Annotated in this window: 16 protein-coding genes and 1 riboswitch; of the genes, 6 read left to right on the forward strand and 10 right to left on the reverse strand. The window is 55.6% G+C overall.

The annotated features are described in order from the left end of the window. Nucleotides 1-109: 109 nt before the first annotated feature. On the reverse strand, nt 110-1,276 hold the full coding sequence (locus tag NYE92_RS13780; RefSeq protein ID WP_259019071.1) for an HD-GYP domain-containing protein: 1,167 nt from the start codon (nt 1,274-1,276) through the stop codon (nt 110-112). A 149-nt stretch (nt 1,277-1,425) separates the two neighbouring features. Continuing rightward, nucleotides 1,426-1,929, reverse strand: a complete 504-nt coding sequence (locus NYE92_RS13785; protein WP_015699346.1) for a GNAT family N-acetyltransferase — start codon at nt 1,927-1,929, stop codon at nt 1,426-1,428. 71 nt (nt 1,930-2,000) lie between these two features. Between NYE92_RS13785 and NYE92_RS13790 the strand changes: the two genes are divergently transcribed. Further along, nucleotides 2,001-3,833, forward strand: a complete 1,833-nt coding sequence (locus NYE92_RS13790; RefSeq protein ID WP_259019073.1) for an ABC transporter ATP-binding protein — start codon at nt 2,001-2,003, stop codon at nt 3,831-3,833. Here the strand turns inward: NYE92_RS13790 and NYE92_RS13795 are convergent. Then, nucleotides 3,830-4,954: a GNAT family N-acetyltransferase gene (locus tag NYE92_RS13795; RefSeq protein WP_259019074.1), complete on the reverse strand. Its 1,125-nt coding sequence runs from the start codon at nt 4,952-4,954 to the stop codon at nt 3,830-3,832. The two genes, NYE92_RS13790 and NYE92_RS13795, sit on opposite strands and share 4 nt — an antisense overlap. Before the next feature lie 181 nt (nt 4,955-5,135). Here NYE92_RS13795 and NYE92_RS13800 point away from each other — a divergent pair, with 181 nt between their 5' ends. After that, on the forward strand, nt 5,136-5,741 hold the full coding sequence (locus NYE92_RS13800; protein WP_028715904.1) for an alpha/beta hydrolase: 606 nt from the start codon (nt 5,136-5,138) through the stop codon (nt 5,739-5,741). A gap of 29 nt (nt 5,742-5,770) precedes the next feature. On the opposite strand, the gene crcB is transcribed toward NYE92_RS13800, so the two are convergent. After that, on the reverse strand, nt 5,771-6,148 hold the full coding sequence (gene crcB / locus NYE92_RS13805) for a fluoride efflux transporter CrcB (protein WP_015699341.1): 378 nt from the start codon (nt 6,146-6,148) through the stop codon (nt 5,771-5,773). A 93-nt stretch (nt 6,149-6,241) separates the two neighbouring features. Next, nucleotides 6,242-6,318, reverse strand: a riboswitch (Fluoride riboswitch). A gap of 244 nt (nt 6,319-6,562) precedes the next feature. Between crcB and NYE92_RS13810 the strand changes: the two genes are divergently transcribed. Next, complete coding sequence (locus NYE92_RS13810; protein WP_015699339.1) at nt 6,563-7,480, forward strand: nucleoside hydrolase; 918 nt, start codon at nt 6,563-6,565, stop codon at nt 7,478-7,480. A gap of 33 nt (nt 7,481-7,513) precedes the next feature. Here NYE92_RS13810 and NYE92_RS13815 read toward each other — a convergent pair whose 3' ends face one another. Next, nucleotides 7,514-8,542, reverse strand: coding sequence for a zinc-binding alcohol dehydrogenase family protein (locus NYE92_RS13815; protein ID WP_022622550.1), 1,029 nt, complete (start codon nt 8,540-8,542; stop codon nt 7,514-7,516). 137 nt (nt 8,543-8,679) lie between these two features. On the opposite strand from NYE92_RS13815, the gene NYE92_RS13820 reads away from it, so the two are divergent. Then, nucleotides 8,680-9,582: a GntR family transcriptional regulator gene (locus tag NYE92_RS13820; RefSeq protein ID WP_015699337.1), complete on the forward strand. Its 903-nt coding sequence runs from the start codon at nt 8,680-8,682 to the stop codon at nt 9,580-9,582. A 168-nt stretch (nt 9,583-9,750) separates the two neighbouring features. Next, a complete protein-coding gene (locus NYE92_RS13825) occupies nt 9,751-11,100 on the forward strand; it encodes an MFS transporter (RefSeq protein ID WP_259019077.1) in 1,350 nt (449 codons plus the stop codon). 10 nt (nt 11,101-11,110) lie between these two features. Here NYE92_RS13825 and NYE92_RS13830 read toward each other — a convergent pair whose 3' ends face one another. The 5 genes from NYE92_RS13830 to mntP all read right to left on the reverse strand — a co-directional run bounded on the left by NYE92_RS13830 (nt 11,111) and on the right by mntP (nt 15,351). Beyond that, nucleotides 11,111-12,502, reverse strand: coding sequence for a hypothetical protein (locus NYE92_RS13830; RefSeq protein ID WP_259019078.1), 1,392 nt, complete (start codon nt 12,500-12,502; stop codon nt 11,111-11,113). Further along, a complete protein-coding gene (locus tag NYE92_RS13835) occupies nt 12,495-13,415 on the reverse strand; it encodes an alpha/beta fold hydrolase (RefSeq protein ID WP_259019079.1) in 921 nt (306 codons plus the stop codon). The genes NYE92_RS13830 and NYE92_RS13835 overlap by 8 nt, the downstream gene beginning before the upstream one ends. 73 nt (nt 13,416-13,488) lie before the next feature. After that, nucleotides 13,489-14,325: a fumarylacetoacetate hydrolase family protein gene (locus NYE92_RS13840; protein ID WP_014604789.1), complete on the reverse strand. Its 837-nt coding sequence runs from the start codon at nt 14,323-14,325 to the stop codon at nt 13,489-13,491. 266 nt (nt 14,326-14,591) lie between these two features. After that, nucleotides 14,592-14,669, reverse strand: coding sequence for a stress response protein AzuC (azuC, locus tag NYE92_RS23270; protein ID WP_112900613.1), 78 nt, complete (start codon nt 14,667-14,669; stop codon nt 14,592-14,594). A gap of 109 nt (nt 14,670-14,778) precedes the next feature. Beyond that, the gene (gene mntP / locus NYE92_RS13845; protein WP_024472222.1) at nt 14,779-15,351 is read right to left on the reverse strand and encodes a manganese efflux pump MntP; all 573 of its coding nucleotides are present in this window, start codon (nt 15,349-15,351) and stop codon (nt 14,779-14,781) included. Nucleotides 15,352-15,656: 305 nt separating this feature from the next. Here mntP and NYE92_RS13850 point away from each other — a divergent pair, with 305 nt between their 5' ends. After that, nucleotides 15,657-15,899, forward strand: a complete 243-nt coding sequence (locus NYE92_RS13850) for a DUF1158 family protein (protein ID WP_013027643.1) — start codon at nt 15,657-15,659, stop codon at nt 15,897-15,899. The last annotated feature ends 332 nt before the right edge of the window (nt 15,900-16,231 follow it).

Raw genomic sequence — 16,231 nt, forward strand, 5'->3', positions numbered from 1 at the left:
GCAACCTCCAGAGGATTGGATTTGCTGAGTAGCTTGCGCTGGCGCACATAAAGAAAGGGTTAAAATGCGGGTCGGGGATGTAAAAAATGTATAAAAACGACCCGCAATATCAGGCGGCGTCCAGCAACCAGATTCGGCGCAGATCGACGTTGTCCCAACGGCCGTTATCTTCGGCACACACAATGCTGTCAGTACAAAAACTGTCGCCCAGATCCAGCACCTCAGGTTTGATTTCCCGCTGCGCGTGCAGTGACCAGAAGACATGCACCGTAGGTCGCTGTAATGACTTATCGCCGCCCTTCACCACCAGCGCAATGCGTCCAGACGCCAGGCGAACCAGGGAACCGACGGGATACATCCCTATCGTACTGACGAAAGCGTGCAGTAAGGTACTGTCGAAATGCCCCGGCCAGCTCAACATCATTTGCAGGGTTTTGGCTGGGGTCCAGCCTTTACGGTAAGGCCGCGTTGAGGTCAGCGCATCGTAAACGTCACAAATCGTCGCCATGCGGGAATACACGCTGATCTCATGGCCTTTCAGGCCATAGGGATAGCCGCTACCGTCATATTTTTCATGGTGATGCAGCGCGATATCCACAAGATCATCGCCTGCCTGTACATCCATCAGCATTTGCGCACCTGCAATCGGATGTTCACACATTATCTTAAACTCTTCGTCGTTGAGCGTGTCCGGTTTGTTGAGGATAGCGAGTGGTACGGCTGCCTTGCCCAGATCGTGCAGTAATCCGCCCATCCCCACCCGCTGAAGCTGCTGAGCATCCAGCCCCAGTTTTTTTCCAAAGGCGATCATGAGCCCACAGACCGCCATGGAATGCAGGTAGGTGTAATTGTCATGATCCTTTAGCTGCGCAACGCGTAACAGCGCAGAGGGCTCACGCTCAATAGAGCCCGCAATCTGATCGACAATGGCAATCATATCATTGAGATTCAGACCATGGCCCAGGCGTGCCTCGCTGAACATGGCCAGCACTTTTGGCTTTCCCTGTTCAAAGATATGCTGCGCCTGCTCCATTTCCTGAGAAAAAGGCGCACGCAGGCCTGAATCGACCTTTTTCGGCACAGATGGCGTCACTGAAATCGATTTCTCCATATCGATCCATAAACGCTGTATGCCCTCATGACGAAACATCGAAACCTGACGTTGATCGGTGATCAACATCTGATTACGAATGCGTTTGTCTTTAAACCACCAGACTTCAAGCTTGTGGACGAACATACCCGGTTTTAGTTCGTCAATGGTGATGAGTTTAATCACAATCTCCCTCCAGAGTATCAGCGGGTGATATCGTGATATCGGCAGGCACTCGGTTTTGTGCAGGTCATTTTGTGCGAACTGTGGCACAGCACAAATTTTAGCCGCCGAAGGGAGATTTTTCCTGTTAACCGGTAAAAAAAAGAGCGTGGTCAGACTGTCTCAGTGAGAAATTTTGCCATCATCACCACATCGTGAAATTTGCCTTCACGCAGTGACGCCTGGCGGCGGATGCCTTCGCGTTCAAAACCCAGTCGCTCATACAGCGCCAGCGCCCGGTGATTATCGTGAAACACCTCCAGCTCCATACGGGTGATGCCCAGCCAGTTGCGCGCATAATCCATGGCGTTACGAATCAAATGCTCTCCGATTCCCCGACCAGAGAAGGCGGGATCGACGCCAATACCGAAACTGATGCAGTGGCGGGTACGCGGATTATGATTGGTAAACAGCGTGAGTTCGCCCACCATTTTCCCCTCAACTTCGGCGATAAAATTGATAAAGCCTTCCGCATCCATCTTTGCAAACTTCTTTTCCCAGGTCGCGACGCTGGGGAAAGGCAACTGAAGCGTCCAGGGATAAACCGCCGGATGACCGTAAAGACGTTGGTATGCCGCAGCATCGCCAGGCTCGCGGCCGCGCAGAGTGATATCCATATTTAATCCTTTTTAATCGGGCGTACACATGCACTAAGCTGTAACTCTTCCCGAACGGAAAGAGTAACTCTATGTTGTATCGTCGTTTCGAACGTTTTATCAATATTTTTCAGGATGCGCCAACCGATATGCCGCCTTCACGGGTCTGGCCATTTTACTTTTACTATCTGCGTCAGGTGTGGCCGAGCTTTGCCGCACTACTGGTGGTGGGATTAATTGGCGCACTGATTGAGGTTGCACTGTTCAGTTATCTGAGCCGCATTATCGATTTGGTGAATCACGCTACGCCAGCAACGTTGTTCAGGGATAACTGGCAAACGTTGTTATGGATGGGCTGTGTTGCGCTAATACTGCGCCCGGTATTTATTGCACTGCACGATATGCTGGTCCATCAGAGCATTAACCCCGGCATGACCAGTATGATCCGCTGGCAGCACCATAATTATGTCCTGCGGCAGAGCATGAACTTTTTTCAGAACGACTTCGCCGGGCGGATTGCGCAACGTATTTTGCAAACCGGTAATTCGCTGCGCGACTCGGCAGTACAGTTGGTGGATGCGATCTGGCATGTGCTGATCTATGCCGCAACGGCGATGGTCCTGTTTGCAGAAGCCGACTGGCGTTTGATGATTCCGCTGATAATCTGGATTGTGGCCTACGTTGCCGCGCTGCGCTTTTTCGTCCCCCGGGTAAAAGCCCGTTCGGTGGTGTCATCGGAGGCCCGTTCGAAGCTGATGGGCACCATTGTTGACGGCTATACCAACATCGCCACCATCAAGCTTTTCGCGCACAGCGATCTTGAACGTCAGTATGCCCGCGAAGCGATTCAGGAGCAGACGGATAAGACGCAGCAGGCTAACCGGATGGTGACCAGCATGGACCTCACCTTATCAACGCTGAACGGAATCCTGATTGTCTCAACGTCAGGACTGGCGCTGTGGCTGTGGAGCGAGTCGCTGATCAGCGTTGGCGCCATTGCCCTGGCAACCGGCCTGGTGATCCGCCTGGTCAACATGTCCGGCTGGGTGATGTGGGTGGTAAACGGGATTTTTGAAAACATCGGTATGGTGCAGGACGGGCTGAATACCATTTCACAACCGCTTAGCGTGCAGGATTCCTCAAAGGCAACACAGCTAAAGGTGACGCAGGGCGAGATTCGTTTCGACGCTATCCGTTTTGACTATGGCGGCGGCCGTCAGGTCATTGATGGCCTGAACCTGACCATCAAACCCGGAGAAAAAATTGGCCTGATTGGGCCTTCCGGTGCGGGTAAATCCACCCTGGTGAACCTGCTGCTGCGCCTGTACGCCCTCAACGGCGGTCGTATCCTGATTGACGGTCAAAATATTGCTGAAGTGACGCAGGAGAGCCTGCGCAGCCAGATCGGGATGATCACCCAGGATACCTCGCTGCTGCATCGCTCTATTCGCGAAAACCTGCTGTACGGGCGACCAGATGCCAGCGAAGAAGAACTCCAGTTAGCCATTCATCGCGCCCGCGCCGATGAGTTTATCCCCTTACTGTCGGATTCTCAGGGCCGGTTTGGTCTGGATGCACATGTGGGCGAACGCGGCGTGAAACTGTCAGGCGGGCAGCGCCAGCGCGTAGCTATCGCCCGTGTCCTGTTGAAAGATGCGCCGATCCTGATTATGGATGAAGCGACGTCCGCGCTCGATTCCGAAGTGGAAGCCGCGATTCAGGAAAGCCTGGAATCCCTGATGCAGGGCAAAACGGTGATTGCCATCGCCCACCGCCTGTCCACCATTGCCAAAATGGATCGTCTGGTGGTGCTGGAAAAAGGCCAGATTGTGGAAATCGGTAGTCACTCTGAGCTACTGGCTCAAAATGGCCTGTATGCCCGTCTGTGGCAGCATCAGACGGGAGGATTTGTTGGCGCAGATTAATCGCCGCGTCGATATGGCAGGGCGTCACGGGCTTCTTCGGCCCAGAGATGGACGCCTTGCCGCTCCTGCTGCAGAAAGTCATCCACGGCCGCGCGCAGGCCAGGATGACACAGATAGTGCCAGGAGTGGGTCATCTGGGGTTCAAAACCACGTACCAGTTTGTGCTCGCCCTGCGCGCCCGCATCAAAGCGTTGCAGCCCTTCCGCAATGGCGAAATCCATCCCCTGATAAAAACAGGTTTCGAAGTGAAGCCGGTCAAATTCCGCCAGGCAGCCCCAGTAGCGGCCATACAGGCTTTGGCCGTCCTTGAGGTAAAAGGCCATCGCCGCCGGTTGTTGCTGCAGACGGGCAATGACCACGCGAATATTGTCCGGCAGCCTCTCAGCCAGCAGGCTGAAGAAGGCGCGGGTCAGATAGGGCCGCTGGCCGCGCACTGCATAAGTATTGGCGTAGCAGGTATAGACAAAGTCCCACTGATCCTCGCGCAGTTGATCGCCGCGATACCAGTCAAATTCAAAACCGCTCTGCACCACCTGCTCGCGCTCTTTTCGCAGCTGTTTACGTTTACGCGACATCAGCGTATCCAGGAAATCCTGAAAGTCGCGATAGCCTCGATTGTGCCAGTGATACTGGCTGCCCAGGCGTGACAGCCAGTCAGGTTGCGCCGCCAGCAAGGCGTTCGCTTGCGGGTCGGTGAAGTTGATATGCGCACCACTCAGCCCCTGTTCAGCCAGCGCGTCCGGGAGAGCCGCAAGCAGTCGGGCGGCGGCATCCGCTGCGCCGAGTACGCGTGCCCCTGTGACCGGGCTGAAAGGAATCGCGCCCAGCCATTTCGGATAGTACGGAATCCCGGCGCGCTGACAGGCATCTGCCCAGGCGTGATCGAAAACGTATTCACCCTGAGAATGAAACTTTTGATAACCGGGAAGCGCGGCGCGAAGCACACCGGCCTCACGCCAGAGAAGGTGATCGGGCTGCCAGCCCCTTTCCGGCCGGACGCTGCCACTTTCTTCCAGGCTCAGCAAAAACGCGTGGCGTAAAAAAGGCTGTTGATCGGGTAACAGCGCATCCCATTCAGCGGCAGAGATATCTGAAAGCGAACTCAGGTGAAACAACGACATGCATAACTCCAGACAGCAACCGATGACACGTCAGTCAAGCAGGTTTTAGGGTTCAGGGAAAGCAGAACGGCACGGAATGCCTCATGCCAACGCGCGACCTGAAGCGTCGTTAGGTTTTGACGTTAATCCCGCCAGCTGTTCAAATGCCTGCAGAATCTGACAAAACAGCGAAGGAACGGACATGGCAAAAGCATTGGTGATCTTCCTGCACGGCGTGGGCAGTAACGGAGACGATCTGGCCCCCATTGGCGACGACTGGGCAACCCTGCTCCCGGATGTGGCCTTTGCCTCACCGGATGCGCCTTACGTCTTTGAGCATGGCGCGGGCTATCAGTGGTTTAGCCTGGCCGGGATTACGCCGGAAAATCGCCCGGGTCGGGTGCGTGAAGCCCGCGAGGCCTTTGACCGCGTTATTCGTCATCTGATGGCGCAGCACGGAATGGCAGATCGCTGGGAAAACGTCATTCTGGTGGGCTTTTCGCAGGGCTCAATTATGGCGCTGGATCTGCTGGCTTCCGGGCGTTATCCGCTCGCGGGCGTGGTGGCGTTTTCCGGACGCCTGGCCTTTGACGGCCCGCTGACGCCAGCACCTCACACGCCAGCCCTGATAATTCATGGCCGTGCTGATACGGTCATACCGGCCAGTGAAAGCGAGTCGGCGGCCACTCGCCTGAAGGCGGCTGGCGTCCTGGTCGAAGCGGTATTTGAGCCGCAGACCGGTCACTCGATTTCGGGTCAGGGCGCGATGCACGCCGCCGGGTTTATTGCTCAGTGCTTGCAGGACTAAACCGCAGACATGCCGGTTTGGCCCTCAGGCTAGCCCAACAGGTTAATGAGCGCGAAACCGGCAAAACTCATCAGTAACGAGCCAATGACATGCACCAGCGCACTGCTCATCGCCCACAGGTATTTGCCGGTCTGCAATAAGGTCATTAACTCTGCTGTAAACGTGGAAAACGTGGTAAGCCCGCCGCATAAGCCCGTAATGATGAGTAACCGCCAGGCGGGATCGAGTGAGGGATTTTTGATAAACCAGGCCATTGCACCGCCAATCACGAATCCGCCAATCAAATTCACCAGCAAAGTCCCCGGTGGCAGATTGGGGAAAAACGCATTAAAACGCATACCGAACCACCAACGCAGTACACAGCCCACACTGCCGCCCAAAATCACAGCCAATAGCGGTTTTAACATCACAGACTCCATTTCAGGATTTGCGCAGAAGAGGGTGGAGGGCCAGAAAAAATGCATGCACCTGACACTCCAGCTCCCGCGAAAGGATTAAGGATAATGTCAGGCGTCATCAGCCGCAGGTTACGCCTGCAGGCGGTTGGGAAAGGTGGAACGCCATCACCTTATGCGCGCCATAATACGACGCCTTTTTCTGACTGGCAACCACAGTTGAGCGGGGAAATCAGCAATGCCAACCGACGCCGCCTGGACAGATGACCCCGCTCAGGCTGCCGCAAAGCAGACGGTTTTGGGCCACACAATTCAGGTTTCCTCTTGAGCCGTTTTCCGCTTAAATGGTGACCTGCCAGCGGCCTTAAAGGGCCGTTTAATGCCCTTCACGCATAGCGAAGGGATGAGCCTGTTCTGGAGCGGCCTGTGCGAACTGTCATTTTAGATACTGATATCGGCGTAGACGATGCCTTTGCTCTGGCTTATGCCGCCCGCACCCAACATTTGCTGGGCATTACTACGGTGTTTGGCAACGTTGCCGTGGGACAGGCCGTGAAAAACGCCCGGCTGTTTTGCCACAAAATGGCGATTGAGGTGCCGGTATACCGGGGCTGTTCACGTCCATTGGCCCTGGCGCCGAGCGCGCCTGCCCGACTGCATGGTGAAGATGGTTTAGGTGACGCGTTTGATAATCCCTTCAGCGATGAGGCACCCGGTGCCGTTCAGTTTATTATCGACAGCGTGCGGGCCAGTCCGGGTGAAATCACGCTTGTCGCGATAGGTCCGCTGACCAATATCGCCAGCGCAATCAATCAGGCGCCGGATATTATTCCGCTGGTGAAAGAGCTGGTCATGATGGGCGGCGCATTTGGCACGGATGGGCATAGCGGGAATGTCACACCCTTCAGCGAATTTAATATCTGGAAAGATCCTCACGCCGCCGATCAGGTTCTCTCTTCCACCTTGCCGATCGTGGTGATCCCGCTCGATGTCACGCATAACGTCTTGATCCACAGCGATGAGGTCGATCGACTTCATCAACCCGTCCTGCATGCGATCTGCCGCCCCTATCTGGCATACAGCCTTGAGAAGGAAGGCTTTTCTGGTATGGCGCTGCATGACACGCTGACGATATCCTGGCTGTGTTTGCCTGACGCGTTCACGCTGGTGGAAAGCCCGCTTCGTGTCATTACGGAAGGCATTGCCTGCGGCCAGACGGTGCGTCAGTTGAGTGCCCTGGCGTCCCGGCATGATCCCTTCCGCAATCTGCCTCGACAGCGCATCGCACTGGGGGTTGATGCGGAGGCCGTGCGGAAACACTTTTTTCAGTTGCTCAGCCGATAAGCCTGGCGGCGAGACGGCTCCTGTCATCCACCGTTAGCGATCAAAATCGATAACGCCTTTAATCAACTCACGATTGTTGATAACCGCTTCCTCAAAGTGCTCTGCCAGCGTAGAGAAGGCGAAATGGCGGTTCAGCATCATGTCTGCTCGCAGTTTCCCGGCGGCCATGAGTTCACGCACCCGGTCAAAATCTTCGCGCGTAGCGTTCCGGCTGCCCATCAACGTACTCTCTTTTTTGTGGAATTCACTGTCGGGGATGACCAGGTCGCCTTTGTGCAGGCCTACATAAACCACCGTACCGCCATGCCGAATCAGGTTAACCGCCGCGTTCATGGCCGCCGGGTTGCCCGTGGCATCGATCAGGGTTAACGCCAGCTGACCGTTAAATCCAGCGCGCAGCTTGGTGATGAAATCGGCGTCAGCCGGGTTAAGCGCGGGAAGACCCAGCTGTTGACTGACGTGCTGGCGGCGGTATTCACTGGTGTCCGCCACGATGACCTGCGCGCCATTGGCCGCCGCGATGGCCGCCGCCCCCAGCCCAATAGGGCCAGCGCCCACCACCAGCACGGCATCGCCCTGTGCCACTGCCGCACGCCTTACCGCATGGGCGCTAATCGCAAAGGGTTCAATCAGCGCCGCCGCCTCAGGTGCCAGCGCATCCACGGCCAACAGGTTTGACGCAGGCACGCTCAGATAGTCACAAAAGCCACCATCCTGATGTACGCCAATAACTGAGATATGTTCACAACAGTTGGTTTTACCACTTTGGCAGGCATCGCACTGATAACAGGAGAGATAGGGGATCAGCGCCACGCGCTGGCCAACGGCAAACCCCTCCACGGCGCTGCCTGTTTCAACAATGTCTGCGCAGAGTTCATGCCCGAGTACCCGTGGATAGCTAAAAAAAGGTTGATTTCCCGCCCAGGCATGGATATCCGTGCCGCAGATGCCCGCGCTGACAATTTTAATCAGCACCTCCCCTGGCGCGGGTTGAGGCGTTGCGCGCGTGGTCCAGACCATATTGCGTGGTTCGGCGATGACTAATGCTTTCATTGTTGTCATGGTAAGACTCCCGTTATCGTTAGCGCAGTTATGGCTAATCTTGCCGTGACAAGGCATTTCCTTTGCGCGTTCTGTGAAGCGTGACGGTTTTTTTGGGCCTTCAATGGTTTTTAATGCATAAAAAACCGGAGCCGCTCATGAGCCGTAGTCAGAATTTACGTCATAACGTGATCAACCATATGCTGGAAAGCATTGCCCAGGGTCATATTCAGTCGCCCCTGCCGCCACAGGCCGCCCTGGCTGAAATGTTTAATATCAGCCGCACTACGGTGCGGCATGCTCTGCGTTATCTGCACCAACGCGGCGTGCTGGAGAACGTAAAAGAGAGCTGGGTCATCGTGCGCGAGCCTGAAGAGCAAGACAGCCTCAGCGCCGTCACGCCAGCCATTGAGCTGCAGGCCAGCCAGGTGGAAAAACGCTTTTTTGATATGATTAATCAGCGACTGCTGCAGCCCGGTGACACGTTCAGCGAACTGCAACTGGCAAAACAGGCCAACGTCAGCCCGGTAGCGGTACGGGAATTCCTGCTGCATTTTATGCGTTATAACCTGCTGGAACCGGTTAAACGCGGCCACTGGCAGATGAAAAAGTTTTCACAGGAGTACGCCGAAAAGTTATTTGAGCTGCGCGAGATGCTGGAAACTCATGCGCTTACCCGCTTTCTAAATTTGCCCAGAGAGGATGAACGCTGGATCCAGGCCAGAGATCTACTGGATCGCCACCGATCGATGCGCGAAACGATCGCCAGCAACTATCGCCATTTTGCTGCCCTTGATAAAGAGCTGCACTGGCTGATCCTGTCTGCCGCCAACAACCCCTTTTTTAATCAGTCGCTGGAGATTATTTCAGTGATTTTTCATTCGCATTATCAGTGGGATGAAAGCGATCTTAAGCAGCGCAATATCGTCGCGCTGGAAGAGCATATGGCGATTCTGTCCGCCCTGATTGGCCGCCGGGATGTGGATGCGCTGTGCGCATTGCATAACCACCTGGCTACCGCCAAGCGCTCTATGGTACGGAGCATTAATCAGTACAATTAAAACCCGATTAAAAACCACAAAGCATTAGCTCCCGCACGATTTTGAAACAACTTTACAACATATCCTGTTCATTCCCCCTACTCTCAGCGCAACGCCCCGACGGCCTTGTACCGCCGGGCGACCGTAATACTCACAATAATGATGAATCGCCTGCCCGGGGAGATTGCCATGGAACACAGATCGGTTGTTGATCACGCGAACCCGTCCGACACTTCGCCCGATGAGGCGTTTGTGCCGTGGCGCAGTGATATCGTGCGCTCGCCGCGCATTCGTAAAGTCCAGATTACCGCCATGCTGCTGCTGCTGTTTGCTGCCGTCATTAACTACCTGGATCGCAGTTCGCTGTCTGTGGCCAACATGACCATTCGTGATGAAATGGGGCTGAGCGCCACCGAGATCGGCGTGCTGTTGTCTGCGTTTTCGCTGGCCTATGGGCTGGCGCAGTTGCCCGCCGGTGCGCTGCTGGACCGTAAAGGACCGCGCATTATGCTGGGCCTGGGAATGTTTATCTGGTCCCTGTTCCAGGCCGCGTCCGGACTGGTGCATAACTTTACGCAGTTTGTCCTGGTGCGTATTGGGCTCGGCATTGGTGAAGCCCCCATGAATCCGTGCGGGGTCAAGGTCATCAACGACTGGTTTAACATTAAAGATCGCGGTATGCCGATGGGGATGTTTAACGCCGCCTCGATGATTGGCTTATCCATCGCGCCGCCGATCCTGGCGGCCATGATGCTGGTTCTGGGCTGGCGCGGCATGTTTGTCACCATCGGGATTCTGGGTGTGTTTCTTGCCATCGGCTGGTACCTGGTTTACCGCGATCGCGATAACAAACAGCTAAGCGCTGAAGAGATCCACTACCTGCAGGCAGGCAGCGTGGCATCGCGTAAAGAGCCGATCAGCTTTCAAGAATGGCGCGGGCTGTTTAAACAACGCACCATGTGGGGCATGATGATTGGCTTCAGCGGCATCAACTATACCGCCTGGCTGTATATCGCCTGGCTGCCGGGCTATCTGCAATCCACCTATCATCTCGACCTGAAAAGCACGGGATTACTGGCGGCCATTCCCTTCCTGTTCGGTGCCGCAGGCATGCTGTTAAATGGCTATGTGGTTGATGCGCTGGTCAGGCGCGGCTGGGATGCGGTAAAAACCCGTAAAGTCTGCATTGTCAGCGGTATGTTTCTGTCTGCCGGGTTTACCGCTATCGTGACGCGCGCGACCGACACCACCAGCGCCGTGACGCTGATTGGGATGGCGCTTTTTTGCATCCACTTTGCCGGTACTTCCTGTTGGGGTTTGATTCATGCCAACGTCACCGCGCGTATGACGGCGTCCGTGGGCAGCATTCAAAACTTCGCCAGCTTTATCTTTGCCTCGTTTGCGCCGGTCGTGACCGGATGGGTGCTGGATACCACCAAATCATTTAGCCTGGCGCTGATGATTTGCGCCTGCGTCACCCTGGTTGGCGCCCTGGCGTACCTGCTGCTGGTGCGCAAACCCATCACGGACGGGGCCTGATATCCCCGATTCAGGTCAGCGGGTGGAGGGTCACGCCATGGCGCGCACCATAACGCTGAATGCCCGCAATCGCTTTATCAATACTGAGCGGCGGCGGCGCAGGCAGCAGCGGGGCGCGCTCCCGGAGCGCCGAATCGAACCGGGAAAAGGTGGCAAAATCGTGGGGGAAGCGCGTTTCATCTACCCCGACTAATGCGCCCTCTTCCCTGGCGAAGGCTAACAGCTGTTTCCAGCGATCGACGTCCGCCAGGCCAATGCTGTCGGTGCCGTGCGAATACAGCATCATATCGATATGGTTGAAAGGCGGCTGCTTTTCAAGAAAGCGCTGCAGCGCATCAGCCGACGGCACGGATGGAAACATCAGCCAGAACGGAATCGCGTGCTGCTGCATGCTGCACCAGGGATCCATGAGTAAAAAGCTGTCTACCGTCAGCCGGGCAGGCAATATGCCCGCCGCCAGATACCAGTCGCGATAAATTTCAGCGACCACGAAACTCAGCGCTTCGGGATGGTCGTAGCGAATCTCCATCAGCCGCCAGCGCTGGGCTTCTGCCAGCTTTTTCAGTGGCGAAATCAGGTAGCCATCCAGCCCCCATTCGGCTTCAGGGATGTGGTCGGTGATAGCAGGCGGTTCCCAACGCGCCCGATCCACGCCTGCCCGCGCCAGATATTCCGCCACTCTCGGCCCGCCCTGCAAATACTCCTTTTCGGTTGCGCCGCCGGGGGCGCCAAACTGAAAGAAAGAGCGGTCACTGGTGCGCGTTACCGGCCACTGTCGCGTACAGTGATTAATGAACAGTGTTGATCCCGCCGGTAATCCTCCCAGCAGAAACTCATTGAAGGCCAGCGGCATGTCGCGCAGCTTCAGGCGGAAATAGTGCATTTTTTCCAGCAGGAGGCGATCCTGACTCGGATCCTGCATGTGGTGCACGGCAAGCTTAGGCCAGGTCGCCAGCAACGCTGCTGCCACGGCCTTGCCGTTTTCAAATTCGGACTGGGCGTCATCCGGATCGCTCTGCTGTACCCGCACCGGGCACAAAAACGTTTGCGGTAGCCACGGCGTTCCCATCGCCGCGGCCAGATGCACCATGGCACCGTTAGTGGCACCGACAAACGCAGCCGGATAATCGCGCTGCGGATAGGTACTGACCATCCATTCGGCGATGCCTTCGACGTCCAGTTCACTGGCCTGTTTGTGACTGATGCCCTCGGCCAGGCCACTGACCGCATAGCCCCACTCACGTAGCCGGGTCGGTAACCGATCAAGCGAAGGCAGTAAGCGGTCTAACATGGGCGACTGGCCTGGACTGGCAAAAGGCCGATCGTGCAGCGCGTTCGCTAAGGCCAGCAGCATCGTGGCGGCTGAATCAAACCGGGCAATGCCCTTGGGAGGTTTACTCATGCTGGCTCTCCTGCTGAATACGCGCCAAAAAAGGTCGGATGGCGTGGCAGAAACTCCACGGATAGACATAGTGCAGCCGGTGCGTGCCGCCGCGCAGGGTGATTTTTTCACTGTGCGGCAGCAGCCCCGCCAGCTCATCCAGCCAGCGCGCCGGGCAAACCGGATCGCGCGAGCCTCTCAGCAAGAGGGTTGGCGCGGTGAGATAGGTCAGGTGGTGTTCGATAGGATCGTTCAGCATGGCGCGCAGGGTGCCAAAGGCTCGCGGCAAACCGGCTTTCGCCCAGTCAATTCGGGCCAGCGAGTCGGGCGATCGATGCGCTTCCATTCGGCTGTTACGCCAGCCTCGCCATATCTGACGAACCACGCTGCGCGCGTGGCGATCGGCGGTGGGCCCCTGTAATACCAGGCCTGCCACCGCTTCGGGGTATTTATCCGCCAGAGCCGCCAGCACCTGGCAGCCAAAAGCGCTCCCAACCCAGATCGCCCGCTGAAAACCGTTATGCTGTAACCATTGCCACAGGATATCGGCCAGCGCTTTCACCGAAAGAACCGGTGCGGATGCGGGCAACGCACTACCGCCAAAGCCTGGCAGGTCGGGCACCAGAACGTGATAATCCCGTCCCAGCGCCAGTGCCAGTGATTCCATCGACCGCCCCGACATTACCAGGCCGTGAATCAGCACCACGGGCAACCCCTGAGGTTCCTCAGGCGTGACGCGGGTAAACATGCGCCAGTCACCGATCTGTTGATAATAACCCGCCAATCCCGCGTGATGACTGCGTGGTGAAACCGGCGGCGTTTGCTTCATTTGCTGCCAGCGTTTCGTGCCCCACATGACCGCCGCGACACCTAAGCCGATCCCGGTGGCAAGCGCCATGCCCTGCCGCTTTCTACACTGGATGGTACGCCTCATCAGCTGCTCCTGTTCCTGGGTATCCATTGAGTGTAGGACGGGAATGGCAGAGGCAGGCGGTTAATGCATTGGGTCAGGCAATGGTATGGCGCAGGCGGCCGATTTTTTCGATCTCAACCTCAACCACATCGCCACTGAACATGAACAGCGGCGGCGTGCGTTTTTTACCCACGCCGCCCGGTGAACCCGTGATAATCACATCGCCTGGCGACAGCGGGCTAAAGGCGGAAACGTATTCAATAATGTTGGCTACCGGATGCACCATGCTGCCGGTGGTATCGTTTTGTACTTCCTGACCGTTCAGCACCGTTTTAATGGTCAACTGCTGCGGATCAGGGATCTCGTCGGCGGTAGTCATCCAGGGCCCGAAGCCTCCGGTTTGCGGCCAGTTTTTCCCTGCGGTAAACCAGGTAAACTGCATGTCGCGCACCGTCGCATCCATAAAGCAGCTGTATCCTGCCACCGCGCTCAGCGCCTCTTCCGCCTTAACCTGATGCGCAGGCTGGCCGATGATCACCGCCAGTTCCCCCTCGTAATCAAACTCCTGGGTGGTGGTGGGTTTTTGCAACGGTTGCTCATGGCCGACCAGGGAGTCAGCAAAGCGTACAAATAACGTGGGGGCATCCAGCGTGGCGGCGAATTCCTGGCGTTTATCGGCATAGTTCATGCCCACGCAAAACACTTTACCAGGCTGCTCGATGACGGGCAGAAACTGCACAGTTGACCAAACATGATCGGCGGGCATCGCCTCAAAAGCAGTCAGGTCGGCCAGTGACGAGCGCGTCAGGAAGGTTTTTAAATCCGGGCAGGCTTTTCCCAGGCGCATACCGACATCCACTACGCCTTGAGCCTTAACGATACCAAAGCTTTTCTTCCCCTGTTCAGGAAGGTAAAAACTGCATAGCTGCATGACCGCCTCATGATGATTACGGGTTATAACCGCATGTTTTACAAGAAATTGGCGCGCAGACTAGCAAAAATAGCGATGAAAATCGTACCTCGTTTGGCACATCGGATGTCCAGATGTATCACGTTGTGTCAACAGGAGGATGTCAGGAAGGTCACGCAGATAAGGTTGTCGTTATGACAGGGGACAATCAAAAGGGGAGCGAGATAACGAGGTGATAATCACCGGTCAATCCCTGACCGCGACTATCGAGGGTATTCGGTGGGCGCTTAGTTCAGCGCGCCTGGCGGTACGTGTTTAAAGGTTTCGACATAAGCGTGGAACACGTACTTAAAAAAACGTTTCATACATCATCCGGTTAAAAATTTGTTGAATATCTACAGCAAAAGTATAGCGCCTGCTGTTTAAAGCATCAATAAATTTTGAACCAGATCACAAAATTCACTTTTAACTGCATTACTGAAACAGGGCCAGGTGCTCTGCAAGAATGGTTGACCCAATAGCAATCAGGACCAGGCCGCCCAGCACTTCAGCCCATTTGCCCAACACCGGTCCGATAAAACGCCCAATCAGCACGCCGGTGGTGGCCATTACGGTGGTTGCAGCACCGATAGTCAGGGCCGTGGTCACGATATTTACCTGCAGGAACGCCAGTCCAACCCCGACGGCCAGGGCATCAAGACTGGTTGCGACCGCCGTGGTGGCCAGTACCATGAAGCCGTGACTCTGCGGTGCTTCACAAGGCTCTGTGGCTGTTTTGCGGAAGCCTTCCATCATCATACGCGCGCCAAGAAAGGCCAGCAGGAAAAAGGCAATCCAGTGATCCCATGCCGCTACGTACTGGCTGGCCGCCAGGCCCAGCGCCCAACCGATAAGCGGCGTCAGGGCTTCGATACAACCGAAAATCAGACCGGTCCGCACGGCTTCCTTCAGGCCAGGACGATGCAAGGTTGCACCTTTGCCCAGTGCGGCGGCAAACGCGTCCATTGACATTCCAAAAGCAAGAATAAGCGTGGCAATAAAGGTCATGATTCGTTCACTTGGGATGAAAAAGCACGGCTTCATGCTAAATCCATCACACAATTTGCTCGGTTATTTAAAAAGTGCGCGCAGTCTATCACGCGATAATCGATATAAAAAGACAATAAAATCAGGGATTTAAGTATAGCAAAGGCTATAACTCATAACAGTCGCTATGAATGCCGCTAAGTTAATGTCATTTAAGCCTTTTCTCGGCAGCTTTCCTCCGGGAATGACAGGTAGCGGCAGAGCATGATTGAACCTCTGCACGGAATACCGGAAAATGTCCGGCTGATAAACAGAGAACACTGCTCATGAATAACCCTTTCGAGTCCTTAATCCTTCCCGGTGGCATTTTACTGCTGGGCTTTCTGTCTGCCCTGCTGCTACCCGCACCGGCTTTTAGCCTGACGGTGGCGCAGCATTTGCAGCAGCTGTTTCATTTACAGGATCTGAGCCAGCTGTACACCCTGGTGTTCTGCCTGTGGTTCCTGGTGCTGGGCGCGCTGGAGTTTTTTGTTATCCGCTTTGTCTGGCGTCGCTGGTTCAAGGTGTGACAACGCTGTCCTGCAAAAGCGGCCTGGATACAGGGCTGCCGGGCGGTTGGCCCTGGCCGGTTTTCTGTTCTGAAGAAAATCTTAAAATTGCGCTGTCACGCGTATTTCCTGAGGCGTCGCAACCGTGCTGGCATCCTGCATGGGCCCACTCCTGAGGTCACAAAAATGTAACATTTGTTTTACACAAATGGGCCAGATACACCAACGATTAAAAATTCACCTCAAAGAATAAAATTAAATAAACGCCATTTTTCATAAGTTTAAATTATTCCTTCCCTTGGGTGACATTTTCAGCCTGCACCATAAAGAGGCAATCTCGCAACATCCATTTT

The organism is Pantoea sp. B566 (assembly GCF_024793925.1).
GTDB lineage: Bacteria > Pseudomonadota > Gammaproteobacteria > Enterobacterales > Enterobacteriaceae > Pantoea > Pantoea ananatis.